This window comes from Pengzhenrongella frigida, assembly GCF_004168625.1.
In the GTDB taxonomy this organism is placed as follows: Bacteria; Actinomycetota; Actinomycetes; order Actinomycetales; family Cellulomonadaceae; genus Pengzhenrongella; species Pengzhenrongella frigida.
This window is the reverse complement of record NZ_SDWW01000005.1, coordinates 77,464-101,386: the sequence shown is the minus strand read 5'-3', so window position 1 is coordinate 101,386 and position 23,923 is coordinate 77,464. Positions and strand designations below refer to the sequence as shown.

The following is a 23,923-nucleotide window of genomic DNA, read 5'->3' as shown; positions in this document are numbered from 1 at the left end:
CTGCGGGTTTCGGCGCTGCGGGTTTCGGCGCTGCGGGCTTCCCCGCTGCGGGCTTCCCCGCTGCTGGTCTCGGTGCTGCGGGTCTCGGTGCTGCGGGCTTCCTCGCCGCGGGTTTGGGCGTCCCGGGCGTCGTGGGCTTCCGGCGAACCGGCACCGGCCGTCCCGGGCGGCTCGGCGTCACCGCGTCGAGCCTTCCGCGGCGGTCAGCGTGTCGAGCACCACCTGAGCGAGCTCGGTCACGTCGCCGGCCCCGACGGTGAGGATCAGGTCGCCCGGTCGGGCCCGCTCGGCGATCGTCCGCGCGGCGGCGATCCGGTCGGGGACGAACGTGGCCTTGCCCCGGGTCGGGACCTGCGCCGTGATCAGCGCGCTGGTGACCGCGGGGTCCGGGTCCTCGCGCGCGCCGTAGATGTCGGTGAGCACGACGACGTCGGCCAGGTCGAGGGCCGCGGCGAACTCGGCCGCGAACGCACGCGTGCGGGAGTAGAGGTGGGGCTGGAACAGAGCGAGCACCCGGCCACCGGCGGCCACCGGGCGCGCCGCGGCGAGCAGGGCGGCCACCTCGGTGGGGTGGTGGGCGTAGTCGTCGACGACGCGGACCCCGGCCGCGCTGCCCCGGTCCTCGAACCGTCGTCCGGTCCCCCGGAAGGCCGCGAGCCCGGCGGCCGCGGCGTCGGGATCGACCCCGACGAGCCGGACGGCGGTCCAGGCGGCGGCGGCGTCGAGCGCGTTGTGCCGGCCGGGCACGGCGAGCGTCAGCCGCACCTCGAGCACGACGTCGGCGCCGAGACCCGAGCCCGGGCCCCGCAGGAGCGGGTGGGCCGTGCGCAGCACGCACGTGGACCCCGCGCCGGCCGTGGACCGGTAGTCACTGACGACGACGTCGGCGCCGGGGTCCTCGCCGTAGGTGAGCACCTGAGCACCGCGCGCCGCGAGCGGGGCGCGGGCGGCACCGACGAGCCGGCCCGCGCCGGCATCGTCCGCGCAGGCGACCAGGCAGCCGCCGTCGACGATCCTGGCGGCGAACTCCTCGAACGCCCGCTCGAAGGCCGCCCGGGTGCCGTAGTGGTCCAGGTGGTCGGGCTCGACGTTCGTCACGACCGCGATCGTGGGGGCGTAGGCGAGGAACGAGCCGTCCGACTCGTCGGCCTCGGCCACGAACACCTCGCCACGCCCGTCGTGGGCGCCGCCGAGCGGTCCGGCCGGCGCGGCGTTGCCGGTCGCGGACGCCCCCGCGGGCAGCTCGTACAGGACCGTGCCGCCGATCGCGAACGACGGGTCGAGCCCGGCCGCGGCCAGCGCGACCGCGGTCATCGCGGAGGTGGTCGTCTTGCCGTGCGCACCGGCCACGGCGATCGATCGGCGACCTGCCATCAGCGCGGCGAGGGCCTGCGAGCGGTGCAGGACGCGCAGGCCGCGGGCGCGGGCCGCGGTGAGCTCGGGGTTGGACTCGCGCACCGCCGTCGACACGACGACCGTGCTTGCGCCGTCGACGTGCGCGGCGTCATGGCCGACCCAGACCGTCACGCCGGCGGCGCGCAGGCCGGCCAGCGCAGCGCCCTCCCGGGCGTCCGACCCGGTCACGTCGAGCCCGCGGGCGACCAGCAGCGCCGCGATCGCCGACATCCCGGCGCCGCCGACGCCGATGAGATGGGTCCGCCCGAAATCGGTCAGCGGCACGTTCATCGCGCCACCCCCGCGGCGCGCTCGACCAGGTCGGCGACCCGGGCGGCTCCGTCGCGCACCCCGACCGACGCCGCGGCGCGGCCCATGGCCGTGAGGGCGCCCGCGTCCTGGACGAGCGGGAGCAGGTGCGTGCGCAGCCAGGTGGGCGTGAGGTCGGCGTCGTCCACGAGCAGACCGCCACCGGCGGCCACGACGGGTCCGGCGTTGAGGCGCTGCTCACCGTTGCCGATCGGGAGCGGGACGTACACGGCGGGCAGGCCCAGCGCCGCGAGCTCGCTCACGGTCGCCGCGCCGGACCGGCACACGACCACCTCGGCGACGGCGTAGGCGTGCTCCATCTCGGCCAGGTACTCGCGCACGTGGTAGTGCTCCCGGAGCTCCGCGGGCACGCGTGCGACGACGTCGCGCACCGCCTGCCCCTTGCCCGCGCCGGTCAGGTGCAGCACCTGGACGCCGGCCGCGATGAGCTCGCCACCCACCGCCGCGACGGTGGCGTTGAGGTGGGCGGCGCCGAGGCTGCCGCCCGTGACGAGCACGACCGGCCGACCCGGGGCGAGCCCGAGGGTGTCCAGCGCCTGCGTGCGGGTCGTCGCGAGATCGTCCGTGAGCCGGCCGACCAGATCGGCCACCGCGGCGCGCAGCGGCATGCCGACGACCTGGGCGTGCGGGAGGTGGGTGTCCGGAAAGGTCACCCCGACCTGCGCGGCCCAGCGGGCACCGAGCCGGTTGGCCAGGCCGGGGCGGGCGTTGGCCTCGTGCACGACGACGGGGATCCCGCGGCGCCGGGCCGCGAGGTAGGCGGGGGTCGAGACATAGCCGCCGAACCCGACGACGACCTGCGCACCGCAGTCGTCGATCGCGGTACCGGCTGCGCGCACCGCGGCCCGCAGGCGACCGGGCAGGCGGAACCAGTCGAGCGTCGGGCGTCGCGGCAGCGGCACCCGCGGGACCAGCGCCAGCGGCAGGCCTCGGGCCGGGACCAGCTCGGCCTCGAGCCCGGTCGCGGTGCCGAGCACGGTCAGGCGGGTGGTGCCGTCCCGGCGCTGCAGCTCTTCAGCGACCGCGAGCAGCGGGTTGACGTGACCTGCGGTCCCGCCCCCGGCGAGCAGCACCGAACCCAGGGATGTCGTCGACGCAGCGGTCATCGCCGCGACGACCCGGGCCGCACCGTGCCCGGCCGCGTCCCGGCGCCGGCCGGTGGCCGCGCCCGGCCGATCACGGCCAGCGAACGGCGCACCACCCCGGGTCGCGCCGCCAGCGCCTCCGTCGCCCCCGGCTCCGAGCGCGCGAACGAGATGACGATGCCGATTGCTGCCATGGACATGATGAGGGCGGATCCTCCAGCGGAGACGAGTGGGAGCGGGACACCGATCACCGGGGCGAGGCCGATGACGACGGCGATGTTGAGCAGCGCCTGGCCGATGAGCCAGAACGCGATCCCGGCCGTGGTGATCTTCACGAACGGGTCCGGGTGGCGGCGGATCACCCGGGACATGGCGAGGGCGAGCAGCGCGAAGAGCACGAGCACGAGCAGCGTGCCGACCAGGCCCAGCTCCTCACCGATGATCGCGAAGATGAAGTCGTTGTGCGCCTCGGGAAGGTAGGACCACTTCTCGCGGCTCTGCCCGAGCCCCAGGCCCCACCAGCCGCCGGTGGCCAGGCCCCAGGTGCCGTGCAGCGTCTGGTAGCCCCCGTCGGTGGGGTCGCAGGTGTTGCTCAGCCAGCACGAGATCTTGGCGGTCCGGTTGCTGGTCGTGGACAGGAATGCGACCACGACGGCGGCCAGCGCCCCGGCCACGCCGAAGATCCGCATCGGCACTCCCCCGATGTACATCGCGCCGGCGACGAGCAGGATGAAGACGAGCGCGGTCCCGAGGTCCTTGCCGAGCAGCACGAGGCCGACGATCGCGCCGGCAACCGGGAACACCGGGATGATCGCGTGCTTCCACTCGTGCAGGAGCGGCTGCTTGCGCGCGAGCACCACCCCGAGCCAGAGCGCCAGCGCGACCTTGGCGGCCTCGGCCGGCTGGATGACGATCGAGCCGATGGCCAACCACCCACGGTTTCCCCCGGCCTCCATGCCGAGGGGCGTGAACACGAGCAGCTGGAGGACGGCCGCCGCACCGAGCACCGGCCACGCCACCTTCTTGTAGAACGGCACCGGGAGCCGGGATGCGAGCCACAGCACCGGCAGCCCGAGCAGCGCGAACCGGGCCTGCTTGGCGAACTCGGCGTACGCGGACTTGCCGTCGGCGAGCGACTCGACGCTCGAGCTCGACAGCACCATCACCAGGCCGAGGACCACGAGGATCGTCGTCGCCCCGGTGAGCACGTAGTAGCTCGTCACGACGCTGTTCCACTGCCCGAGCCGCGAGCCGAGCTCGCGGGCGGACCTCGCACGCTGGGCCGGGGCACGGGTACCGGGGGTGCGCTGCGCGCGCGACGGAGCGGCCCGCGAGAAGCCGGCGGTCTGCGTCATCCCTGCCCCCGCATCACGATCGGTGCACCTCGAGCGCCCGGGCGGCCGCGGCGAACGCGTCCCCCCGCTCGGCGTACGAGGTGAACTGATCCATCGAGGCGCACGCCGGTGCGAGCAGCACCGTGTCGCCCACCCGGGCGAACCGGTGGGCCGCGACCACGGCGCGAGACATCACGGCCCCAGTCTCCCCGGGATCGATCACGACCACGGGAACCTCGGGCGCGTGTCGGGCGAGCGCCCCGCGCAGCGGCTCGGTGTCGACCCCGATCAGGACGGCGGCGCGCAGGCGGTCCCGGCGGCTGCGCACGAGGTCGTCGAAGGTGGTCCCCTTGGCGAGGCCGCCCGCGACCCACACGACGGTTCCCGGGGCGTAGGCCGCCAGGGACGCCGCCGCGGCGTGCGCGTTGGTGGCCTTGGAGTCGTCCACGTAGGCGACGCCGGCCACCTTCGCCACGGTCTGGATCCGGTGGGAGCCGGGGGCGAAGGCCCGCAGCCCCGCCCGGACGGCGGACGGGGCGACGCCGTGCGCGAGCGCGAGCGCCGCGGCGGCGAGGGCATCGGCCACGACGTGGGAGGGCACCGAACCACCGCGCGGGTCGTCGACGTCGGCCCCGCCGAGGTGCGCGAGGTCGTCGAGCGTGCCGAGCTCGGCGGCATGGGTGTGCCGGGCGCGAGCGAACGCACGATCCACGAGCACGTCCTCGACGAGCCCGATCTGACCGACTCCGGGCGCCCCGAGGGTGAAGCCGACGGCCAGCGCGCCGTCGACGACGTCCGCGTCCCGGACGAGGCGCTCGGTGAGCGGGTCGGCCGCGTTGTACACGCACGCGACCTGGGTCCGGGCGTAGACGCGCCCCTTGTCCTGCGCGTACGCCTCGAACGAGCCGTGCCAGTCGAGGTGGTCGGGAGCCACGTTGAGCACCGCGGCGGCCTGCGTCGACATCGTGCGGGTGAAGTGCAGCTGGAAGCTCGACAGCTCGATGGCGACGACGTCGAGGCTCGGATCACCGACGGCGCGCACCGCGGGCACGCCCACGTTCCCGACGGCCAGCGCGTTCTCGCCGCCCGCCCGCAGGATCGACTCCAGCATCCCCACGCACGTCGTCTTGCCGTTCGTCCCGGTGACCGCGAGCCAGGGCGCCGGTCCGGCGCCCCCGGACCGCTGTGCCCGCAAGCGCCAGGCGAGCTCGACCTCGCTCCACACCGGCACGCCACGTTCGAGCGCAGCGGCGAGCAACGGGTTCGACGGAGCCCAGCCGGGCGAGGCGACGACGAGGTCGGTACGACCCAGCCCGCCCGACGAGACGAACTGGGCGGCGTCGGCAGCATCGGCGTCGGCCGCCCGCGCGTCGACGGTCGCCACGACCGCCCCACGCTCGACCAGGGCGGCCACGGCTGCACGGCCCGAGAGCCCGAGCCCGGCCACCACCACCCGGGTGCCGGTCAGGTCGTCGGTGTCGGCGAACGGGTCGGTGTCGCGCACTATCCGGCGACCCACTCGCCGTAGAAGACGCCGACGCCGGCCGCGACGAACAGCCCGGAGATGATCCAGAACCGGATCACGATCGTGACCTCGCCCCACCCGGAGAGCTCGAAATGATGATGCAGGGGGGCCATCTTGAAGACCCGTTTCCCGGTCATCTTGAAGAACCCGATCTGGATGACGTCCGACATGACGATGACGACGAACAGGCCACCCAGGATGGCCGCGAGGATCTCGGTCCGGGACAGGATCGACAGCCCCGCGAACGCCCCACCGAGGGCGAGCGAACCGGTGTCTCCCATGAAGATCTTGGCCGGGCTCGCGTTCCACCACAGGAACCCGAAGCAGGCCCCGGTGATCGCCGCCGCGACCATGGCGAGGTCGAGCGGGTCGCGCGTCTCGTAGCAGCGCGGCCCGGCGGTCAGGATCGACTGGCAGGTCTGGTTCGACTGCCACACGCAGACGATCACGTAGGCCCCGAACACGACGAGCGAGACACCGGTGGCCAGGCCGTCGAGCCCGTCGGTGAGGTTGACCGCGTTCGACCAGGCCGTGATGAGGAAGTTGGCCCAGAGCACGAACAGGATGAGCCCGATGGTCGCGCCCGCGAACGCGAGGTCGAGCCCGGTGTCCCGGATGAAGGAGATGCGCATGGACGCCGGCGTGCGGAAGTTCTCGTTCGGGAACTGCAGCGCCGCGACCGCGAACACGATCCCGACGAGTCCCTGACCAGCGATCTTCCAGCGGGCGCTCAGGCCGAGGCTGCGCTGCCGGGAGATCTTGATGAAGTCGTCCAGGAACCCGACGACGCCGAGCCCGACCATGAGGAACAGCACCAGCAGCGCGGAGGCGCTCGGGACCTTGCCGGTCACCAGGCTGCCGCCGGCCCAGCCGAGCACCGTGGCCGCGATGATGACGACGCCGCCCATCGTGGGCGTGCCGCGCTTGGTGAAGTGCGCGGTCGGGCCGTCCTGCCGGATGAACTGGCCGTACTGCTTGCGCACGAGGTACCGGATGAACAGCGGGGTGCCGAGCAGCGCCAGCACGAGCGAGAATCCGCCCGAGATCAGTACCGCCCTCATCGGAGGGTCTCCCCCGCCGCCGTGGCGAGCGGTGCGTCCGGGGCGGTCAGGCGGTCGCCGAGCTGCCACAGGCCCGAGCTGTAGGAGGCCTTCACGAGCACGACGTCACCCGGGATCAGCTCGGTCTCCAGGAAGTCCCCGGCGGCGGCCACGTCGTCGGCGAAGGCGACCTCGTCGCCCCAGGACCCCTCGAGCAGCGCGCCGTCCGCGATCGCCTTCGCGCCGGCGCCGACGACGACCGTGAGCGAGACGTTCAGCCGCACGACCATGAGACCGATCGCCTCGTGCGCCGCCCGGGAGGTGTCGCCCAGCTCCAGCATCGCGCCCAGGACGGCGATCGATCGTCGGTCGCGACCGGCGACGGTGGCGAGCGCCTTGAGGGCGGCCCGCATGGAGTCGGGGTTGGCGTTGTAGGAGTCGTCGATCACGGTCACGCCGTCGGCGCGGTCGACGACGTGCATGCGGTGCGGGCTGAGCGCGTCGGCGACCGACAGCCGCTTGGCCACCTCGTCGAGGTCGAGCCCGAGCCGCAGCGCGACGGTGGCCGCGGCGAGCGCGTTGGAGACGTGGTGCTCGCCGACGAGCCGGAGCTCGACGGGCGCCGCGGCGTCGCCCGCGGTCAGCGTGAACGACGCGCGGCCGGCCCGGTCGAGCGTGACCGCGGAGGCTCGCACGTCGGCGCCGGTCGAGGAGCCGAACGTGTCGACGTCACCGGGTGCGGCGACCGCCATCGCGACGACCCGCGGGTCGTCGGCGTTGAGGACCGCGACGCCGCCCGGTGCGAGCCCCGCGATGATCTCGGCCTTGGCGCGGCCCACGGCCTCGATCCCGCCGAACTCCCCGACGTGCGCGCTGCCCACGGCGAGCACGACGGCGATGTCGGGTGGCGCGATGCCGGTGAGGTAGGTCAGGTGCCCCATCCCGCTGGCGCCCATCTCGAGGACCAGGAACCGGGTGCTCTCGTCCGCGCGCAGGACCGTCAGCGGCAGGCCGATCTCGTTGTTGAAGGACGCGACGGGGGTGATCGTCGGCCCCGACGGGAGCAGCACCTGCGCGAGCAGATCCTTCGTGGTCGTCTTGCCGACCGAGCCGGTCACGCCCACCACGCTCAGGTGGGTCGCGCCGGGCTCGTCGTCGGTCCGCAGCCGGAGCAGGACGGCGGCGGCCAGGTCGCCGAGCGCACGTTCGACGTCGGGCACGACGACGCTCGGCACGGGGCCGTCCGGGCCGGTGAGCTCGCGGACCGCGAGCACCAACGTCGCGCCGCGCGTGATCGCGGCGGCGGCGTGGTCGTGGCCGTCGGAGTGCTCCCCGGGCAGCGCGACGAACAGCGATCCGGTGGCGACCTGGCGGGAGTCCACCACGACCGGACCGTGCACCATCAGCGAGCCGTCGAGCGTCGGCGGGAACAGCCGTCCGCCGGTCGCGGCGGCCACCTCGGCCGCGGTCAGGGCGATCACTCGACCGCCTCGGCTGCCGCCAGGGCGTCGCGCACTGCCGCCTGGAGCACGTCGCGGTCGTTGTACCGGTGGAACACCCCGGCGATCTCCTGGGTCGGCTCGTGGCCCTTGCCCGTGATGATGATCGTGTCCCCGTCGTCAGCCAGTCTCAGTGCGGTGCGGATCGCCTCGGCGCGCGAGGTCGCCTCGAGGATGTCGGTCCCCGACGGCCGCTGCTCCCGGGCCCCCGCGAGGATCTCGGCACGGATCTGCGCCGGCACCTCGGACCGCGGGTTCTCGTCGGTGACGATGAGCACGTCCGCGAGCCGCGCGGCGGTCGCCCCCATGATCGGGCGCTTGCCCATGTCCCGGTCGCCGTCGGACCCGAAGACGATGAACAACCGGCCCGGGGTGATGGGCCGCACGGCCTGGAGGGCGAGCTCGAGCGCGTCGGGCGTGTGCGCGTAGTCGACCAGGGCGAGCGGCCAGCCGCCGGTGCGCTCGATCACGCGCTCCATCCGGCCGGGGATCGCGTGCGCCGAGCCGACGCCGGCGACGGCCTCGTCGAACGGGACCCCCGCGCGGTAGGCGAGCACGATCGCGAGCGCCGCGTTCGACACGTTGACCAGGCCCGGCAGCGGGCTGAAGCAGGCGTGCGACTCGCCGTCGGGCCCGCGCAGGGTGAACGTCGAGCCGACGCCGTCCAGGCCGATGGTCGCATCGACGACGGCCCAGTCGGCGGTGGCCCCCTCGGGCGCTCCGACGTGGGTCGCGACGGACTCGACCGGGATGCGAGCCTCGGCGACCAGGCGGCGCCCCCAGGCGTCGTCGACCACGACGACGCCGCGGCGTGCCTGCTCGGGCGCGAAAAGGCGAGCCTTGTCCGCGAAGTAGCCCTCCATGGTGCCGTGGAAGTCGAGGTGGTCGCGCTGCAGGTTGGTGAAGCCGACGACGTCGAAGGTGAGCCCGTGCACCCGGCCGAGCGCGAGCGCGTGGCTCGAGGCCTCGAGGCTCGCCGCCGTCGCGCCCCGCTCGCGGGCCAGGGCCAGCAGCGCGTGCAGCGCCGGCGCCTCGACGGTGGTCCGCGGACTCTCGACCGCGTCGTCACCGATGCGAAGCTCGACGGTGCCGAGCACTGCGGTGGTCGGGTGCAGGCGGCGCAGCGCCGCGTCGACGAAGTAGGTGGTCGTCGTCTTGCCGTTCGTCCCGGTCACCCCGACGGTGACCAGGCCCTGCGCCGGAGCACCGAAGACCCAGGCGGCGATGTCGCCGAGCAGGGCCCGCGGATCGGCTGCCACGAGGACCGGCACACCGAGCGCGGGTCGGATCGCGGCGCACGCGGCAGCGCCGACGGCGTCGGTCAGCACCGCGACGGCGCCGGCCGCGACGGCCTGGGCCGCGTACGTCGCGCCGTGGGCCTTGAGGCCCTGCAGGGCGACGAACAGGTCACCCGGCTCGGTTGCCGAGCTGGCCACCGTCACACCCGTGAGTGCGACGCCGGCAGTGGTGGGAGCACCGGCGCTCGGGGCGATCTCGAGGCCGAACCGGCTCGTGAGGTCGTCGATCCCGTGGGTTGCTGGATGCAGTGGGCGCATCCGACCCAAGGGGGGTGTCATGGGGGTGAATCTACCGTGGACTCCGCCGGGCCCGGGTTGGCCGCTCACTCGTAGGTGGTGGCGAAGAGGTCCGGAACGGAGCCGCTCGGCGGCACCTTGAGCATCTGCAGCGCGTACCCGGCAACCTCGCTGAACACCGGTGCGGCGACCGTCCCGCCCCACTCCGACGTGCGCGGGTTGTTCATGATGACGCTGACCGCGATGCGGGGGTTGTCGGCGGGCGCGACCCCGATGAACGAGGCCGTGATGCCGGTCGTGCCGCCCGCGCCCCAGGACTGCGCGGTGCCGGTCTTTCCCGCCACGCGGTACCCCGGGATCGCCGCGGCGGAGCCGGTGCCCTCGTCGACGGCGCTCTCCATCATCTTGAGCACGGTGGCCGCGGTCTCGGCCGAGACGACCTGCGTGCCGACCGGGGTCTCGGCGGGCACGTAAGTGCCGTCCAGCGCCGTGGTGCCCTTGAGGACGTGGGCCGGCATGCGCACCCCGCCGTTCGCGATGGTGGCGAAGACCTGGGTCGCCTGCACGGCGTTGACGGACACGCCCTGGCCGAAGAGCACCGCGTACTTCGTGCGGCCGTCCCAGGCGTCGGACGGGTGCAGGATCCCGGCCGACTCGCCGACGAGCTCGAGGCCGGTCTTGGCCCCGAAGCCGAACTTGGCCAGGTAGTCGTAGCGGACCTGCTGCGGGAGCTTCTCCCCGATCATCACCGTGCCGGTGTTCGACGACTGCGCGAGCACGCCCGTCGTGGTGAGGTGGAGCAGGTCGTGCTCGTGCGAGTCCTTGAAGGTCTGGTTGTTCGCCGTCGTGTACCGGTACGGGACCTCCCAGTGGTCGAGCGGTCCGGTGATGCCGGTCTCGATCGCGGCCGCCATCGTGATGACCTTCGCGGTCGACCCGGGCTCGAAGACGTTGCGCAGCGCGCGCGAGCCCCGGGCCTCGGCGCTCGTCGTCCCCGGGTTGTTGGGGTCGACGGTGCCCGAGTCCGCCAGGGCGAGGATCGCGCCGGTCTGCACGTCCATCGCGACCAGGCTCGCCGAGTCGGACCCCGTGGCGGCGACGGCCTTGTCCAGCTCGTCCTGGGCCTTCCACTGCAGGTCCCGCAGGATCGTCAGCTGGACGTCCTGGCCGGGCACGGCGGGCACCTCTTCGCGCTTGCCGCCGGGGATCTCCTGCCCGCCGAGCCCGCGCTCGTAGGTGTACCGCCCGTCGGTCCCGGTGAGCACGTCGTCGAGCGAATTCTCGAGGCCCTCCTGGCCGACCCCGTCGCCGTTCACGAAGCCGATGATGTTCCCGCCGACGTTGGCGGCCGGATAGATCCGCTGCGGGACGCGGTCGCCGTTCACCCCCGCGATCCCGAGCTCGCGCACGGCGCGCCAGACCTCGGGCAGCACATCCTTCTTGATCACCACGTACGCCTTCGTGCCGTTGAGCAGCGCCCCCAGCTCGGCCGGGTCCATCCCGAGCGGCTCGGCGAGCTCGACGGCGGCGTCGGCCGCGCCCGCGGCCTGCACCGAACCGTCCGAGGTCCGCTTCCACTGCGCGATCTGCGCCTGGTCGACCCAGATCGTGTACCGCTCGACCGAGACCGCGAGCACGACCCCGTCCGCGTCCGTGATCGATCCGCGGGCGGCGGGCAGCCGCGCGGTGGACATGCGCTCGCTCAGCGCCTCGGCGGCCACGGCCTCGCCGCGCAGACCCTGCACGTAGACGAGCCGGCCGGCGAACACCACGAGGACCACGAGGACGAGCCCGAGGAGCACGTTGTGCCGTCGCTCGGGCTGGGCCGGGCGGCTCGAGGGCGCCCGCGGCGGGCGCGGCACGCGGAGGGCGGGGCGCGCGGATGCGGGCGCGCGGCCGGCGACCACCCGGGACGTGCTCGGCTTCAGCACCCGCGGCTGGCCGGCCCGCGGCTGACTCGCCCGGGGCTGGCCCGCGCGCGGCGCGCCGGAGCGCGGTGCCGGCTTGCCGGCACCCGGTGGAGTCGTGCGGGTCATCCCCCGGCCCCGGCGGGCGTCGGGGAGCCCAGCACCGCGCCGTCGGACAGTCGGAGGAAGGCGAGCTCGGGCGCCGGGACCATGCCCAGCTCCCGCGCCGAGGCGGCGAGCGCGCCGGGCGCCATGTGTGCGAGGAGCTGCGACGACAGCTCCTGCTCGGTGCGCGCCTCCTGCGCGAGGCTGATCTGGAGGTCGTGGGCCACGTACGCGCCGCGCGCCATCGAGGTGTTCAGCACGAGCGCTCCGAGGAGTGCCGCCAGCAGGATCGCGATGCAGAACAGCACGAACGGCACCCGCGTGCGGGCGTGCTGGGGGGCCCGGACGAGCCGGAGCCGGGGCACCTCGGTGCGCGCGCGATCGGGTACGGAGGCCGGCTCGAACGCCTGCTGGCCGGGGGTGTAGGACTGCGGCAGGGCACTCATGAGGACCTCCCCAGAAGGTGAGCGGGTGTGGGACGGAGCCGCTCGGCGGCTCGGAGGCGGACGGACTGGGACCGCGGGTTCGACTCCCGCTCCTGCTCCGAGGCCTCCTCGGCCCCGCGCGTGACGAGCCGGAGGTACGGCTTGTGCGTCTCCGGCTCCACGGGGAGCCCGAGCGGGGCGCTCGACTGGGCTCCGGCCGCGAACGCGCGCTTGACGAGCCGGTCTTCGAGCGAGTGGTACGCCTCGACCACGATCCGGCCGCCCACGGCGAGCACCTCGATCGACTCCGGCAGCGCCCGCTCGAGGGACTCCAGCTCGCCGTTGACCTCGATGCGCAGCGCCTGGAAGGTCCGCTTGCCGGGATGCCCGCCGGTCTTGCGGGTCACCGCGGGGATGCTGGCCCGCAGCAGGGAGACGAGCTCGCCCGTGCGGGCGATCGGGGCGCGCGCTCGCGCGGCCACGACGTTCCGCGCGATGCGCTGGGCGAACCGCTCCTCGCCGTACTCCCGCAGGATCCGGACGAGGTCGGCCTCGTCGTAGGTGTTGAGCACGTCCGCCGCCGTCAGACCGGTGGTCGGGTCCATGCGCATGTCGAGCGGCGCATCGTGGGCGTAGGAGAACCCCCGCTCGGCCTCGTCCAGCTGCAGCGACGACACGCCGAGGTCCATGAGGACGGCCTGGACCGACGGCAGACCGAGCTGGCGGCGCACGACGTCGCCGATCTCGTCGTAGATCGCGTGCACGGGCGTGAACCGATCGCCGAACGAGGCCAGCCGACGGCTGGCCAGCTCCAGGGCCTGCCGGTCCCGGTCGAGCCCGATCACCCGCACGCCGCTGAACGCCGTCAGGATCGCCTCGGTGTGCCCACCCATCCCGAGGGTCGAGTCGACCATGACGGCACCCGGCACCTCGAGCGCCGGCGCGAGGAGCTCGACGCAGCGCGCGAGCATGACCGGGGTGTGCCGGTCAGCGGTGTCGCGCGGCTCGGTCATCGGTCCTCCTTCGGGGCTGGTCTGGGCAGGGCTGGAACGGGTTGGCTGGGCTGGTGCGGGGTGGAGCTGGGGCGAGCGGTGGTGCGTCGTTCGAGTGCGGAGTCGGAGCCGTACGACCAGATCCCCCACCGACCTTCTGGCACCGGGGAAGTGCGCCAGAGCGGGCGGGAGGAGATCTCACCGTGCGGCGCCACCGGCGCCACGAGCAGGTCTAGAGAGTGCGGTTGGTCGACACCCCCTCGGCGGCGTCCGCGTAGTTTCCTTCCTCGGCGGCCAGGTAGGTCTCCCAGGCCACGAGGTCCCAGATCTCCACCCGGCGCCCGACGCCGATCACGGCCACATCGCGATCGAGGCCGGCGTAGGTCCGCAGCGGAGCCGGGATCGAGATCCGGCCCTGCTTGTCGGGGAGCTCATCGGTCGCCCCGGACAGGAACACGCGCGAGTAGTTCCGCGCCTCCCTGTCCGTCACGGACGACTGTCCGATCGTGTCGTGCATCCGACGGAACTCCTCGAACGGCAGCACGTACAGGCAGTGCTCCTGCCCGCGGGTCATCACGAACCCCGGGGCGAGCTGACCCCGGAACTTGGCCGGAAGGATCAGGCGGCCCTTGTCGTCCAGCCGCGGGGTGTACGTGCCCAAGAACGTGGGTTGCCCACCGCCGAGGAAGTCGCTCATCGAAGCCGACCCCCTTCACTGTCCATCCCTCACCAAGTGGCCCCACAGTACTCCACTTCCCTCCACCGTCAACGGTTCCCGAGTGTCATTCACCCAGGAGGACGCACGTCGTCGCAGGTGGCAGCGGTAGAGGAAAGTGGAGGGAAATTGGCCCCCCAATTTCCCGAGATCGAGCCAAAGGGACCCCCTGACCCAAAAGCTGCCGCCGGCATGCACCCGAACGCCGCTCCGCACCCGCCCGGTGGAGCCTGATCCCCGCCTGCACCGGGCGTGGAGCGACGTCGTGGACACAGGTGGTGGAGGGAAGTGGGGAGCCGAATGGTGGAACGACGTGGTGGCCCGCGCGAGCCCCGGCTCAACCCGTCGCTCAGCCGTCCGCGGTCCCCTAGGCTCGACTCAGTCCGCCGAAGGAGTCGACATGCTTCAGGCCGTACCGTCCACCACCGAGCTCGACGAGCTCGTGGAGACCGCCGAACGGGTCCGTGCCGGGATCGAACGAGTGATCAGTGGTCGCTCCGAGCTGGTCCGGCTCACCGTCGCCGTCCTGCTCGGTGAGGGACACCTCCTGCTGGAGGATGTGCCCGGGGTCGGCAAGACGACGCTCGCCAAGGCCCTCGCGCGCAGCATCGACTGCACGGTCGGACGGATCCAGTTCACCCCGGACCTGCTGCCCAGCGACCTCACCGGGGTCAACATCTTCCGGGCCCAGACCCACGAGTTCGAGTTCCGACCCGGCCCGGTCTTCGCCAACATCGTGATCGGCGACGAGATCAACCGCGCCTCGCCGAAGACCCAGTCCGCGCTCCTCGAGTGCATGCAGGAGGCGCAGGCGACCATCGATGGCGTGACCTACCCGCTGCCCCGCCCGTTCCTCGTGATCGCGACGCAGAACCCGATCGAGATGGAGGGCACGTACCCGCTGCCCGAGGCGCAGCGGGACCGGTTCATGGCGCGACTCACCGTCGGCTACCCGGACCGGGAGGCGGAGCTGGACATGCTCGACCGCCAGGAGGTCGCCGACCCCCTCACCGAGCTGCACCCCGCCACCGACGCGGCGCACGTCGCCCGCCTGATCGCGACCGCCCGACGCCTCTACGCCTCACCGGCGGTCAAGCGGTACATCGTCGATCTCGTGAGCGCGACCCGGGACGACACCGGCCTCCGGTTAGGCGCCTCCCCCCGCGCCGCCATCCAGCTGCTGCGTGCAGCCAAGGCCCTCGCCGCCATGGAGGGGCGCGACCATGTCCTGCCCGACGACGTCCAGGCCCTCGCCGAGCCGGTCCTCGCGCACCGGCTGCTCCCGAGCACCGAGTCGCGGCTCGCGGGTCGCACGACGGTCGATGTCCTGCGGGCCGTCGTCGCGCGCACCGCGCTGCCCCCCGTCGAGGCGAGCACCCGCGGCCGCCGGGCGACGGGTTGACCCGCACCGCGAGCGAGGGTGGACGAGAGGTGAGCGCGCGACGACGGATCCCCCGGATCCCGTGGCTGCGCCCGACGGCCCGCGGCTGGGGCCTCGCCGTCGGCGGCACAGTCCTGACCGCGCTCGGCATCGGCATCGGCTCGACCGACCTGGCGCGGCTCGGCCTGATCGGCCCCCTGGTCGTCGCGATCGGCGCCGGCTGGCTGCTGGCCATCGACCCGACCGGCGGTCGGCACCCGTTGCGCGTGATCCGCACCGCCCACCCCAACCCGGTCTCCGTGCGGTCCCCGGCCACGGCGCGCGTCGAGATCCGGGCGTCCGACGCCTCGGGTCGCGCCCGGCTCGCCGAGCTGCAGCTCGGGGAGCAGGCGGCCACCCAGCTGTCGGGCGGGCTGACGCTGCGGGCCAGCGTCGTTCGGGCCGCCGGGCAGATCACGCTCACCTACCCCATCGCGCCGACCCGCCGCGGACGATGGCCGCTCGGGCCGCTCGTGGTGCGCCGGACGGACCCGTTCGGTGTGCTGCGCACCCGCGCGACGCTGGGCGAGCAGGCCGAGGTCGCGGTCTGGCCGGAGGTCGTCGAGCTGCCGATACCCCGGGGTTCGCTGGTCGGCGAGCCCGAACGGGTCGCGATCGGCGCACGCACACCGTCGAGCGACGACGCCGCGCTGCGCGACTACCGCGTCGGCGACGACCTGCGCCGGGTCCACTGGGCCAGCTCCGCCCGGCGGGGCGAGCTGCTGGTTCGCAGCGACGAACGTGCCGGGCTGCGTCCCGCGAGCGTGCTCGTCGACCTGCCGGCGGACCGCACGGGCATCGAGTGGACGGTCTCCCTGGCGGCATCGATCGGGATCGCGCTGCTCGGGGCCGGCCACCCGGTCCGCCTGCTCGGTGGGCGCGCGAGCGAGGACGCGGCCGGCATCACCTCGGCCCTGCGCCTGCACCACCTGCGCGACGGCTCGGCCGGCGCGGCCCGGGTCGAGCTGCTCGACCTGACCGTCGACCTCGAGCCGGCGCCGACGGCGGCCGCCGCGTCCGAGGATCTCCGGGCCGCCGCCCACGAGCTGACGGCACCCGGCGGCGGCTCCCCCCTCGTCCTCGCCGTCGTCGGCGCGCTGTCCGCGGCAGACCGGGACGCCCTCGCCCGCGTGAGCGATGTCTGCGACGCCCTCGCGATCGTGCGGATCCCGGCCACGGCAGGCCCCGAGCGTCGCGACGCCGAGCGCACCCTCGCTGACCTGCGTCGGGCGGGGTGGCGAGCCTGCTCCGCCACCCCGGGCGAAGACCTTGACACCTGCTGGCGCCGCCTGCTCGGGACCGAGCGATGACCGACATCCCGCGGGGACTGCGCAGCTGGGTCGCGAGCGGGCTCTGCGGGCTCGCCGTGCTCGGGAGTCTCTACTCGCTCGAGCAGCTGATCGCCCCCGGGCGATGGCTCCCGGTCGCCGCTCTCGCCGTCGCCGTCCTGGCGGCTCTCCTCGCCGGGGTCCGCGCCGTGACCCGGGGGCGGTGGGCGCCCACCGTGGTGGGGCTCGTCGCGACGATGTTCGGCGTCCTCGCCGCCTATGCGAGCCCCCCCGGTCGCTTCCAGGCGTTGCCCACCACCGCCTCGCTGGCACGCCTGGGCGACGCGATCCGAGCCGGGCTCACCTACATCGACGCGTCCCAGCCACCGGTCGACGCGACCGCCCAGCTCGAGCTCATCGTGGTGGGTGGCGCGCTGCTCGTCCTGCTCCTCGTGGACCTCGTGGCGCTCGGGCTCGCCGCTCCCGCCTGGTCCGGGCTCGTCCTGCTCGCACTGTGGCTCCCCGGGATCGCCCTCGACCGCGCCACCAGCGCCTGGGCCTTCGTGGGCACCGCCCTCGCCTATGTCGTGCTGCTCGCACTGACGGCAGCGCCCCCGCCCGGGACCCGCGGCTCACGAGGGCGCCGGGACGCGAGTCGCCGCACGGGCGCGGCCGTCGCCGGCGCGGCGACGGTGGCCGTCGCCGCGATCGTTGCCGGCCCCTTCGTGGCCCTCGCACCCGGCTGGGCCAGCGTCCGGCTGCCGGACCTCGGCTCCGTCTCGGTCGGGTCGCTGCGCCTCGCGCAGGACCTCGACCTGCGCGAGAGCCTGGGCGCGCGGTCGAACGAGGTCGAGCTGACCTACCTCGCCGAGCCGGCCGCCATCGGTCCGCTCCGCGTGTTCACCCTGCGCGACTTCGACGGCGAGAACTGGCTGCGCGACGATCGGCCGTCGTCCGTCGAACCGGACAGCACCCTGCTCTGGCCGGCACGCGACCTGGCGAACCGCCCTCCGGACGAGGCAGCACCCACGGTGTCGGAGGTGAGCGTGCGGATCGCCGGCCTGCGCGAGAAGCACCTGCCGGTTCCGGTGATGCCCCGCACGGTGGAGGCCGACGACGAGTTCACCTACGACGCCGAACGCGACGAGGTGCTCCGCGGGGGGACCACTCGGCCAGGCATGGAGTACTCGATCCGGGTCGAGATCCTCTCCCTGTCCGCCGACAGCCTGCGCAGGACGCCCACGAACTACCCGTCCGACCTCGACCAGTACCTCGTGGTCCCGTCGACGTCCCACGCCGACGACATCGCGGCCGCCACGGCCGAGGTCGTGGACGCGGCGACGAACCGGTACGACCAGGCGCTCGCACTCCAGACCTACCTGCGCAACACCCAGGAGTTCACCTACTCGACGCAGGTGCCCGCCGGACGCAGCGACGACGCGGTCTGGGACTTCCTCGGCAGCAAGACCGGCTACTGCGTCCAGTCCGCCACCGCGATGACGGTGATGGCGCGCACGCTGGGCATCCCCGCACGGCTGGCCGTGGGGTTCCTGCCCGGCTCCCTGGGAGTCGACGGCGAACAGGTGGTCACCGGGCGGGACTCGCACGCGTGGCCCGAGCTCTACTTCCCCGGAGCCGGCTGGGTCCGGTTCGAACCGACCCCCGCCGTCCAGTCGGGCGCTCCCCCGCGCTGGGCCGACCCGTTCGCGGGCACCAACAATGCGCCCATCCCGGAGCAGAACCCCACCGGCGCCGGAGCCGCACCGACCACCACTCCCACCACGGCTCCGTCGACGGGGGCGGTCGTGCGGGCGGACGACGCCGACCGGCGGATCGCGATCGGCGCCGGGACCATCGCAACGATCCTGGTGGGCGGGCTGATCGCCTGGCTCGTCCGACGACGCCGGTCGCAGGCCACCACCGGGCTGGGCTCAGAGATCGCCTGGGAACGCCTGCGCTCCCGCCTCGGCGCGGCCGGCATCACCTGGAGCGATTCGCGCACGCCGCGGCAGGTCGTCGAGCTCGTGTCCGCGGAGCTCGCCCGGCGGACCGGCGGCCCGATGCGCCCCGAGTCGCAGGCCGCGTTGCGCGAGCTCGCCCGTGCCGTCGAAGACGATCGCTATGCGCCGTCTCCCTCGCCGTGGGACCACGGAGAGCTCGACGCCCGCGTCACGATCGTCCTGCACGAACTGACCCACCCGGTCACGGTCACGGTCCCGTCGGCTTGACCACGACTTGAACTGACCACGACGAGACCTCAACGTGACGTGACTGACCAGGACGTGACGTGAACTGACCAGGACGTGACCTGACCATGACTCGACCTGACCACAATGTCAGCCCGGGTCACGACCGATCCCGCCGACTCAAGGACTACCTCCGACTCAGGACTGCCTCACAGGCTGCCGAGCGACGGCGACCTCACGACGGCGACCTAGCGACCTTCGTCGCGGCGACGGTCCCATCGCTCCTCGAACCGGTGCATGAACCCACCGGCGGCCTTCTTGGGCTTGGCTGCACTTCGGGGCGCCACGCCACCCTTGGCGTCGACCACCCCGATCGGTCCCGACTGCCGCGGGAGCGCGAACGCGAAGACGCCCGCGGCAAACATGAGCAGGAATCCGATGACCCCGAGCCACAGCTGCGAGAACGCCGCCCCCGCCACGAGCACCAAAAGACCCACAGTAAAACCCGCGCCAGCGATGACCCACCGAGCGATCCCGCGGGAACCACGGGACTGCAAGGTGCTCGCGAGCCGGGGGTCGTCAGATGTGAGCTGTCGCTCCATCTGCTCCAGTACACGTTGCTCGTACTCGGAGAGAGGCATTTTACCTCCGCATTACCCGCTGGGACTTGTCACATCCAGGATAGGTCCCGTTTCGCTGCGGCGATAGTTGATGGGGCGATGACCCTCCAAAATGACCGGTTTCGGGGCGGTCGATGACGCGGCATGGATCGATCCGGTCCCGAACCGGTCCCGGACGAGGTCCATCGCGCGCTCCGCGTCGCGGCGACCGTGTCCGGACTCGGCGGTCGCCTCCTCCAAGGTCGGTTGCTGCGGCGTCGCGTGCGCGGGTGAGAGGCCCTCGGTGCGCACCCCGACCAACCGCACGGGAAGCCCCTCCAGGTCGACCCCGGCAAGGAGCTCGCGGGTCACGAGGAAGATCTCGCGGCCCACGTCCGTCGGCGTCGGCAGGGTGCGCGATCGGGTCAGGGTGCGAAAGTCGGATGTCCGCACCTTGATGCTCACCGTGCGACTGACCATCCCCTCGGACCGCAGCCGGGAGGCACACCGGTCCGCGAGCGCGAGCACCTGCGTCTGGACGACCGCGAGGTCGGCCACGTCGACCGGGAACGTGACCTCCGCGCCGATGCTCTTCTCGATCCGTCCGGGTGACACCGGACGTGGATCGCGCCCCCACGCGAGGTCGTGCAGGTGCGCGCCCGCGACCTTGCCGACCGCGCGCTGCACCGTGGAGACGTCGCTGTCGGCCAGCTCGGCGACCGTGCGCAGACCCCACCGCGCGAGCGCGGCCTCGGTCCGTTCGCCGACCCCCCACAGCGCGCCCACCGGGAGCGCCCGCAGGAACTCGACGGTCGCCGCGCGCGGAATGAGCAGCACACCGTCGGGCTTGGCGTGCTCGGAGGCGAGCTTGGCCACGAACTTCGTGCCGGCGATGCCGACGGAGCACGTGATGCCGTGGGTCGCGCGGATCCGTTCGCGAATCCCCGCGGCGATCGCCGTCGGCGGGCCGAGCCGGCGGCGCGCACCCGAGACGTCCAGGAACGCCTCATCCACGCTGACCTGCTCCACGAGCGTGGTGACCTCGCTCAGGACCTCCATCACCGCCGTCGAGACCTCGCGGTAGGCGGCCATGTCCGGGGGCACGACCACGGCCTGCGGACACATCCGCCTGGCGATCTGCATCGGCATCGCGGAGTGCACGCCGAATGCGCGGGCCTCATAGGTGGCCGCAAGCACGACGGCGCGTTCGGACCCGCCGACGATCACGGGCCGACCCCTCAGGTGCGGTCGACGCGCCAGTTCGACGGAGGCGAAGAACGCATCCATGTCGACGTGCAGGATCGAGCAGCCGTCCTCGGTCGCACCCCAGTCCCGCTTGACGAGCGGCGACCGGGCGGTGCGACTCATCGGTGCCCGGTCAGGACGCCGTGCCCGGTCATGAGGCCTGCACCGCGAGCAGCCGCTGACGACCACCCTCGTCACCGGTCGCCGGGATCGCCTCGAGCAGGGCGCGGACCTCATCGAGGAAGTCCTCCGCGGCGCACAGCACCGCTTCCGCCCGGGCCCCGTCGACCGCGTCCGCTCGACCTGCCTCGACCGCCCGCCGCCCGGCGGCACCGGCAGCGAAGTACGCGGACCAGTCCTCGAGCTCGGGGGCGACCGCCGTGAGCATCTCCCACACGGTGCGGGCCGCACGTCGACCGGTCGGCCGTCCGCGCACCGCGAGCACTGCAGATGCGGCCCGCAGCCCGGCGAGGTGCGCGTGCACGAACCGCTCACCCGCCTCGGAGGAGAACTGCGCGGCCAGCAGCTCGGCGTCGGCACGGGTCATCAGGTCGACGGCGGTGGCGGGGAGCGGCGCGGTGTGGACGATGCGGTTCATGGCAGTACCTCCTCCTCCTAGTGTCGAACAGGTGTTCGAGTTCGTCAAGGCCTGTCCGACCCCGGACCCCAGACCCCTTACCGTGGGGACGTGGGCGATCGCAGCGGTTCCTCAAGCCGTCGAGCGAGACCAGCGTCCCACCGGGCACTGACATCCGCCCCGGAGCTGCCCGAGGGGCCCGTCGAGGTCACGACCGGGACCGTGGAGCTGCACCGGAACCGGGACGACCCGACCGGCGTCACCGTCGTGCTCAACGGGGTGCCGAGCTCGCACCTCGACCTGGCGGACCCCACCCGGCTCGACTTCGAGTACATGCAGCAGATGGCCGCCGTCATCGACCGGCACGGCACACCCGGGGAACCTCTGCGGGTGGTCCACCTCGGTGCGGCCGGCTGCACCATGGCGCGGTACGTGCAGGCGGCGCGGCCCGGCTCGCACCAGCTCGCGATCGAGCTCGACGCGGCCCTGGTCGAGCTGGTCCGGACCTGGTTCGACCTCCCCCGCGCGCCGCTGCTGAAGCTGCGGACCGGGGACGCGCGGGCCGAGCTCGCCGGGCTCCCGTCCTCGAGCGCGGACGTGATCATCCGTGACGTGTTCGCCGGTTCGGCCACCCCCGACCACGTGACGACCCTCGAGTTCACCCAGGACGTGGCACGAGTGCTGCGCCCGGGCGGGATCTACCTCGCCAACTGCGCCGACCGTCCGCCCCTCGACGGGGCGCGTGCGGAGATCGCCACCCTGCGTGCGACGTTCACCGACGTCGCGGCGATCGCCGAGCCGGGCCAGCTGAAGGGACGGCGGTACGGCAACCTCGTGCTCGCGGGCTGCGACCGGACGGGACTGCTCGGCTCGGCAGACCTGGCCCGGGCCGTGCGGTCGTTGCCTGCCCCCACGCGACTGCTCTACGGCAAGGAGCTCGCCACGTTCGTCGGGCACGCCGTGCCCCGATCCGATGCCCCGGCCCCGCCGACCTGATCCCGCCGTACACCCGACGAGGCCCCACCCGGTTGCGGATGGGGCCTCGTCGGTTGGTGGTGTGTGGTCAGAGCGGGCGAACCTGCTCTGCCTGCGGGCCCTTCGGTCCCTGAGTGATCTCGAACTCGACGCGCTGGCCCTCGTCGAGCGAGCGGTAACCCTGGCTCTCGATCGCGGAGTAGTGCACGAAGACATCGGGACCCTCGCCATCCTGCGCGATGAACCCGAAGCCCTTCTCAGCGTTGAACCACTTGACAGCACCCTGTGCCATGTTCTGTGTCCTTCTGTCCATCTGAGGCTTCGAAGACCGGGCCCGCTGCCCGACCCCGTTTGCGCCGGAGCCCGAAGCGACTCCGACCGGCAGATCGTCTCACGACGGCCCTCGTCACGCCATGGATTCAGCCGCCTGCGCCGCATGCGCCCGCGCGGCCCGGTGCTTGCGGTCCGATCGCGCGCCGAGGCTCAGCCCGACCACACCGATACCCCAGGGGATCGCCACGACCGACAGCGCGAGCCGGTAGGCGTCGAGGGAGTACGCACCACCCGGATCGGCGCCGACGGCGTCGAGCACGAGGCCGATCCCGAGCATGGTGCCCAGCGCGGCCACGAACCCGCCGGCGTTGATCAGCCCGGTTGCCGTCCCGAGCCGCTCGGGCGGGTTGTGGCTGCGCGCGAAGTCGAAGCCGACCAACGAGGTCGGGCCGCCGACGGCGACGACCACCATGAACACCGTCAGGACCCACAGCGGTCGCGGACCCGACGGCACGAGGACGGCGAGCCAGGCCGCCGCGATCGCGAACGCGACCCCGAGCACGAGGTGCATCCGACGCGCCGGCCAGCGCGCGGTGAACTCGCCGATCAGCGGTCCGGCGACGATCGCGCTCACGACGTTGATCGTGAACAGCGCGCTCGCCTCCGCCGTCGTACGTCCCTGCCCCTCGACGAGGAACGGGAATCCCCAGAGCAGGACGATCACGATGTTCGAGAACTGCGCGACGAAGTGTGTCCAGTAGCCGAGCCACGTCCCGGGCTCGGAGAGCGTCGCCCGCAGCGCCGAGGGTCGCGGCGCGAGCGAGGCGCGTGCGGGGAGCGCGGCCGGGCGCCGGCGACCGGCGGCGGGCGCATCCCGCACGACGACGAGCACGATGATCACCATCACCAGGCCGAGCACCGCGGCCGACCCGAACGCGCTCGGCCACCCCGGACCGTGCAGGAGCAGCACGAGCGGCACGGCCGCGGCCACCTGCCCGAACTGCCCCAGGATCCCGGTGAGCTGCGTGAGGAGCGGCACCTGCCGGGGCGGGAACCAGGACGGCACGAGGCGAAGCACCGAGACGAACGTGAGGGCGTCGCCCGCGCCGACGAGCGCGCGCGCACCGAGCGCCGGGCCGATCGTGGTCACGAGCGCCATCGTGAGCTGTCCGATCGCCATCAGCACGGCACCGGTCGCGATCAGCCGCCGCGGCCCCACGCGATCGAGCATGAGGCCGACCGGCAGCTGGAGCCCGGCGTACACGACGAGCTGAACCACGACGAACAGGGACAGCACCGAGGCGCTCGCCCCGAACCGTTCACCGGCCTCGAGTCCCGCCACCCCGAGCGAGGACCGGTCCAGGATCGCCACCATGTACGCCAGGACCGCCGTACCCCAGACCAGGTACGCACGCCACGGCGCCCGCCGGCCGGTTGCGGGCGAACGCGGGGCGGGCCCCACGCGTTCGGCGGTCACAGCGGGATCTGGCACG

General features: G+C 73.3%; 20 protein-coding genes. 4 read left to right on the top strand and 16 right to left on the bottom strand.

Annotation, left to right across the window (positions count from 1 at the left end; all coding sequences use genetic code 11):
* Positions 1 to 177 precede the first annotated feature (177 nt).
* The 11 genes from murC to mraZ all read right to left on the bottom strand — a co-directional run bounded on the left by murC (position 178) and on the right by mraZ (position 13,869).
* Positions 178 to 1,686, bottom strand: a complete 1,509-nt coding sequence (gene murC / locus EUA98_RS03245) for a UDP-N-acetylmuramate--L-alanine ligase (RefSeq protein WP_130101230.1) — start codon at positions 1,684 to 1,686, stop codon at positions 178 to 180.
* Positions 1,683 to 2,831 (bottom strand): undecaprenyldiphospho-muramoylpentapeptide beta-N-acetylglucosaminyltransferase, encoded by a 1,149-nt coding sequence (gene murG, locus EUA98_RS03240; protein ID WP_130101229.1) that lies wholly within the window; start codon positions 2,829 to 2,831, stop codon positions 1,683 to 1,685. The genes murC and murG overlap by 4 nt, the downstream gene beginning before the upstream one ends.
* Positions 2,828 to 4,165, bottom strand: coding sequence for a putative lipid II flippase FtsW (gene ftsW, locus EUA98_RS03235; RefSeq protein ID WP_130101228.1), 1,338 nt, complete (start codon positions 4,163 to 4,165; stop codon positions 2,828 to 2,830). The genes murG and ftsW overlap by 4 nt, the downstream gene beginning before the upstream one ends.
* Positions 4,166 to 4,178: 13 nt before the next feature.
* Positions 4,179 to 5,648: a UDP-N-acetylmuramoyl-L-alanine--D-glutamate ligase gene (gene murD, locus EUA98_RS03230; RefSeq protein ID WP_130101227.1), complete on the bottom strand. Its 1,470-nt coding sequence runs from the start codon at positions 5,646 to 5,648 to the stop codon at positions 4,179 to 4,181.
* On the bottom strand, positions 5,648 to 6,730 hold the full coding sequence (gene mraY, locus EUA98_RS03225; protein WP_130101226.1) for a phospho-N-acetylmuramoyl-pentapeptide-transferase: 1,083 nt from the start codon (positions 6,728 to 6,730) through the stop codon (positions 5,648 to 5,650). The genes murD and mraY overlap by 1 nt, the downstream gene beginning before the upstream one ends.
* A complete protein-coding gene (locus EUA98_RS03220) occupies positions 6,727 to 8,190 on the bottom strand; it encodes a UDP-N-acetylmuramoyl-tripeptide--D-alanyl-D-alanine ligase (protein WP_130101225.1) in 1,464 nt (487 codons plus the stop codon). Before EUA98_RS03220 ends, mraY begins: the two co-directional genes overlap by 4 nt.
* Positions 8,187 to 9,785 (bottom strand): UDP-N-acetylmuramoyl-L-alanyl-D-glutamate--2,6-diaminopimelate ligase, encoded by a 1,599-nt coding sequence (locus EUA98_RS03215; RefSeq protein ID WP_130101224.1) that lies wholly within the window; start codon positions 9,783 to 9,785, stop codon positions 8,187 to 8,189. The genes EUA98_RS03220 and EUA98_RS03215 overlap by 4 nt, the downstream gene beginning before the upstream one ends.
* A gap of 44 nt (positions 9,786 to 9,829) precedes the next feature.
* Positions 9,830 to 11,779 (bottom strand): peptidoglycan D,D-transpeptidase FtsI family protein, encoded by a 1,950-nt coding sequence (locus EUA98_RS03210; RefSeq protein ID WP_130101223.1) that lies wholly within the window; start codon positions 11,777 to 11,779, stop codon positions 9,830 to 9,832.
* Entirely contained in the window at positions 11,776 to 12,201 is a 426-nt protein-coding gene (ftsL, locus tag EUA98_RS03205; RefSeq protein WP_130101222.1) for a cell division protein FtsL, read from the bottom strand. Before ftsL ends, EUA98_RS03210 begins: the two co-directional genes overlap by 4 nt.
* On the bottom strand, positions 12,198 to 13,193 hold the full coding sequence (gene rsmH / locus EUA98_RS03200) for a 16S rRNA (cytosine(1402)-N(4))-methyltransferase RsmH (protein WP_130101221.1): 996 nt from the start codon (positions 13,191 to 13,193) through the stop codon (positions 12,198 to 12,200). The genes ftsL and rsmH overlap by 4 nt, the downstream gene beginning before the upstream one ends.
* 211 nt (positions 13,194 to 13,404) lie before the next feature.
* Positions 13,405 to 13,869 (bottom strand): division/cell wall cluster transcriptional repressor MraZ, encoded by a 465-nt coding sequence (gene mraZ, locus EUA98_RS03195; RefSeq protein WP_130101220.1) that lies wholly within the window; start codon positions 13,867 to 13,869, stop codon positions 13,405 to 13,407.
* Positions 13,870 to 14,287: 418 nt separating this feature from the next.
* Here mraZ and EUA98_RS03190 point away from each other — a divergent pair, with 418 nt between their 5' ends.
* From EUA98_RS03190 to EUA98_RS03180, 3 genes are read left to right on the top strand one after another with little or no spacing between them, the layout of a single operon-like run.
* Positions 14,288 to 15,289, top strand: coding sequence for an AAA family ATPase (locus EUA98_RS03190; RefSeq protein WP_130101219.1), 1,002 nt, complete (start codon positions 14,288 to 14,290; stop codon positions 15,287 to 15,289).
* A gap of 29 nt (positions 15,290 to 15,318) precedes the next feature.
* Positions 15,319 to 16,617 carry a DUF58 domain-containing protein gene (locus EUA98_RS03185; protein WP_242511240.1) on the top strand — a complete coding sequence of 433 codons (1,299 nt, stop codon included), beginning with the start codon at positions 15,319 to 15,321 and terminating at the stop codon, positions 16,615 to 16,617.
* Positions 16,614 to 18,803 (top strand): transglutaminase TgpA family protein, encoded by a 2,190-nt coding sequence (locus EUA98_RS03180; protein WP_130101218.1) that lies wholly within the window; start codon positions 16,614 to 16,616, stop codon positions 18,801 to 18,803. The genes EUA98_RS03185 and EUA98_RS03180 overlap by 4 nt, the downstream gene beginning before the upstream one ends.
* Before the next feature lie 206 nt (positions 18,804 to 19,009).
* Here EUA98_RS03180 and EUA98_RS03175 read toward each other — a convergent pair whose 3' ends face one another.
* Genes EUA98_RS03175 through EUA98_RS03165 form a run of 3 tightly spaced genes read right to left on the bottom strand, consistent with a single transcriptional unit; the run spans position 19,010 to position 21,203 of the window.
* Positions 19,010 to 19,402 (bottom strand): SCO2097 family morphological protein, encoded by a 393-nt coding sequence (locus EUA98_RS03175; protein WP_130101217.1) that lies wholly within the window; start codon positions 19,400 to 19,402, stop codon positions 19,010 to 19,012.
* Between the two features lie 12 nt (positions 19,403 to 19,414).
* Positions 19,415 to 20,728, bottom strand: a complete 1,314-nt coding sequence (locus tag EUA98_RS03170; RefSeq protein WP_130101216.1) for a DNA polymerase IV — start codon at positions 20,726 to 20,728, stop codon at positions 19,415 to 19,417.
* A gap of 28 nt (positions 20,729 to 20,756) precedes the next feature.
* The gene (locus tag EUA98_RS03165; protein ID WP_130101215.1) at positions 20,757 to 21,203 is read right to left on the bottom strand and encodes an SAV_6107 family HEPN domain-containing protein; all 447 of its coding nucleotides are present in this window, start codon (positions 21,201 to 21,203) and stop codon (positions 20,757 to 20,759) included.
* 201 nt (positions 21,204 to 21,404) lie between these two features.
* On the opposite strand from EUA98_RS03165, the gene EUA98_RS03160 reads away from it, so the two are divergent.
* Positions 21,405 to 22,178, top strand: coding sequence for a spermidine synthase (locus EUA98_RS03160; protein ID WP_242511239.1), 774 nt, complete (start codon positions 21,405 to 21,407; stop codon positions 22,176 to 22,178).
* Between the two features lie 67 nt (positions 22,179 to 22,245).
* Here the strand turns inward: EUA98_RS03160 and EUA98_RS03155 are convergent, their stop codons facing one another.
* Positions 22,246 to 22,449, bottom strand: coding sequence for a cold-shock protein (locus EUA98_RS03155; RefSeq protein ID WP_130101214.1), 204 nt, complete (start codon positions 22,447 to 22,449; stop codon positions 22,246 to 22,248).
* Between the two features lie 114 nt (positions 22,450 to 22,563).
* A complete protein-coding gene (locus tag EUA98_RS03150) occupies positions 22,564 to 23,922 on the bottom strand; it encodes an MFS transporter (RefSeq protein ID WP_130101213.1) in 1,359 nt (452 codons plus the stop codon).
* Between the last annotated feature and the right edge of the window lies 1 nt (position 23,923).

What these genes read in the sequence shown, in the direction of transcription:
- murG (WP_130101229.1), bottom strand. Translation starts at nt 2,831, where the DNA reads ATGACCGCTGCGTCGACGACATCCCTGGGTTCGGTGCTGCTCGCCGGG.
- EUA98_RS03180 (WP_130101218.1), top strand. Translation starts at nt 16,614, where the DNA reads ATGACCGACATCCCGCGGGGACTGCGCAGCTGGGTCGCGAGCGGGCTC.
- ftsL (WP_130101222.1), bottom strand. Translation starts at nt 12,201, where the DNA reads ATGAGTGCCCTGCCGCAGTCCTACACCCCCGGCCAGCAGGCGTTCGAG.
- EUA98_RS03175 (WP_130101217.1), bottom strand. Translation starts at nt 19,402, where the DNA reads ATGCCTCTCTCCGAGTACGAGCAACGTGTACTGGAGCAGATGGAGCGA.
- EUA98_RS03165 (WP_130101215.1), bottom strand. Translation starts at nt 21,203, where the DNA reads ATGAACCGCATCGTCCACACCGCGCCGCTCCCCGCCACCGCCGTCGAC.
- murC (WP_130101230.1), bottom strand. Translation starts at nt 1,686, where the DNA reads ATGAACGTGCCGCTGACCGATTTCGGGCGGACCCATCTCATCGGCGTC.
- EUA98_RS03155 (WP_130101214.1), bottom strand. Translation starts at nt 22,449, where the DNA reads ATGGCACAGGGTGCTGTCAAGTGGTTCAACGCTGAGAAGGGCTTCGGG.
- ftsW (WP_130101228.1), bottom strand. Translation starts at nt 4,165, where the DNA reads ATGACGCAGACCGCCGGCTTCTCGCGGGCCGCTCCGTCGCGCGCGCAG.
- mraZ (WP_130101220.1), bottom strand. Translation starts at nt 13,869, where the DNA reads ATGAGCGACTTCCTCGGCGGTGGGCAACCCACGTTCTTGGGCACGTAC.
- EUA98_RS03190 (WP_130101219.1), top strand. Translation starts at nt 14,288, where the DNA reads ATGCTTCAGGCCGTACCGTCCACCACCGAGCTCGACGAGCTCGTGGAG.
- EUA98_RS03170 (WP_130101216.1), bottom strand. Translation starts at nt 20,728, where the DNA reads ATGAGTCGCACCGCCCGGTCGCCGCTCGTCAAGCGGGACTGGGGTGCG.
- EUA98_RS03215 (WP_130101224.1), bottom strand. Translation starts at nt 9,785, where the DNA reads ATGACACCCCCCTTGGGTCGGATGCGCCCACTGCATCCAGCAACCCAC.
- mraY (WP_130101226.1), bottom strand. Translation starts at nt 6,730, where the DNA reads ATGAGGGCGGTACTGATCTCGGGCGGATTCTCGCTCGTGCTGGCGCTG.
- EUA98_RS03210 (WP_130101223.1), bottom strand. Translation starts at nt 11,779, where the DNA reads ATGACCCGCACGACTCCACCGGGTGCCGGCAAGCCGGCACCGCGCTCC.
- rsmH (WP_130101221.1), bottom strand. Translation starts at nt 13,193, where the DNA reads ATGACCGAGCCGCGCGACACCGCTGACCGGCACACCCCGGTCATGCTC.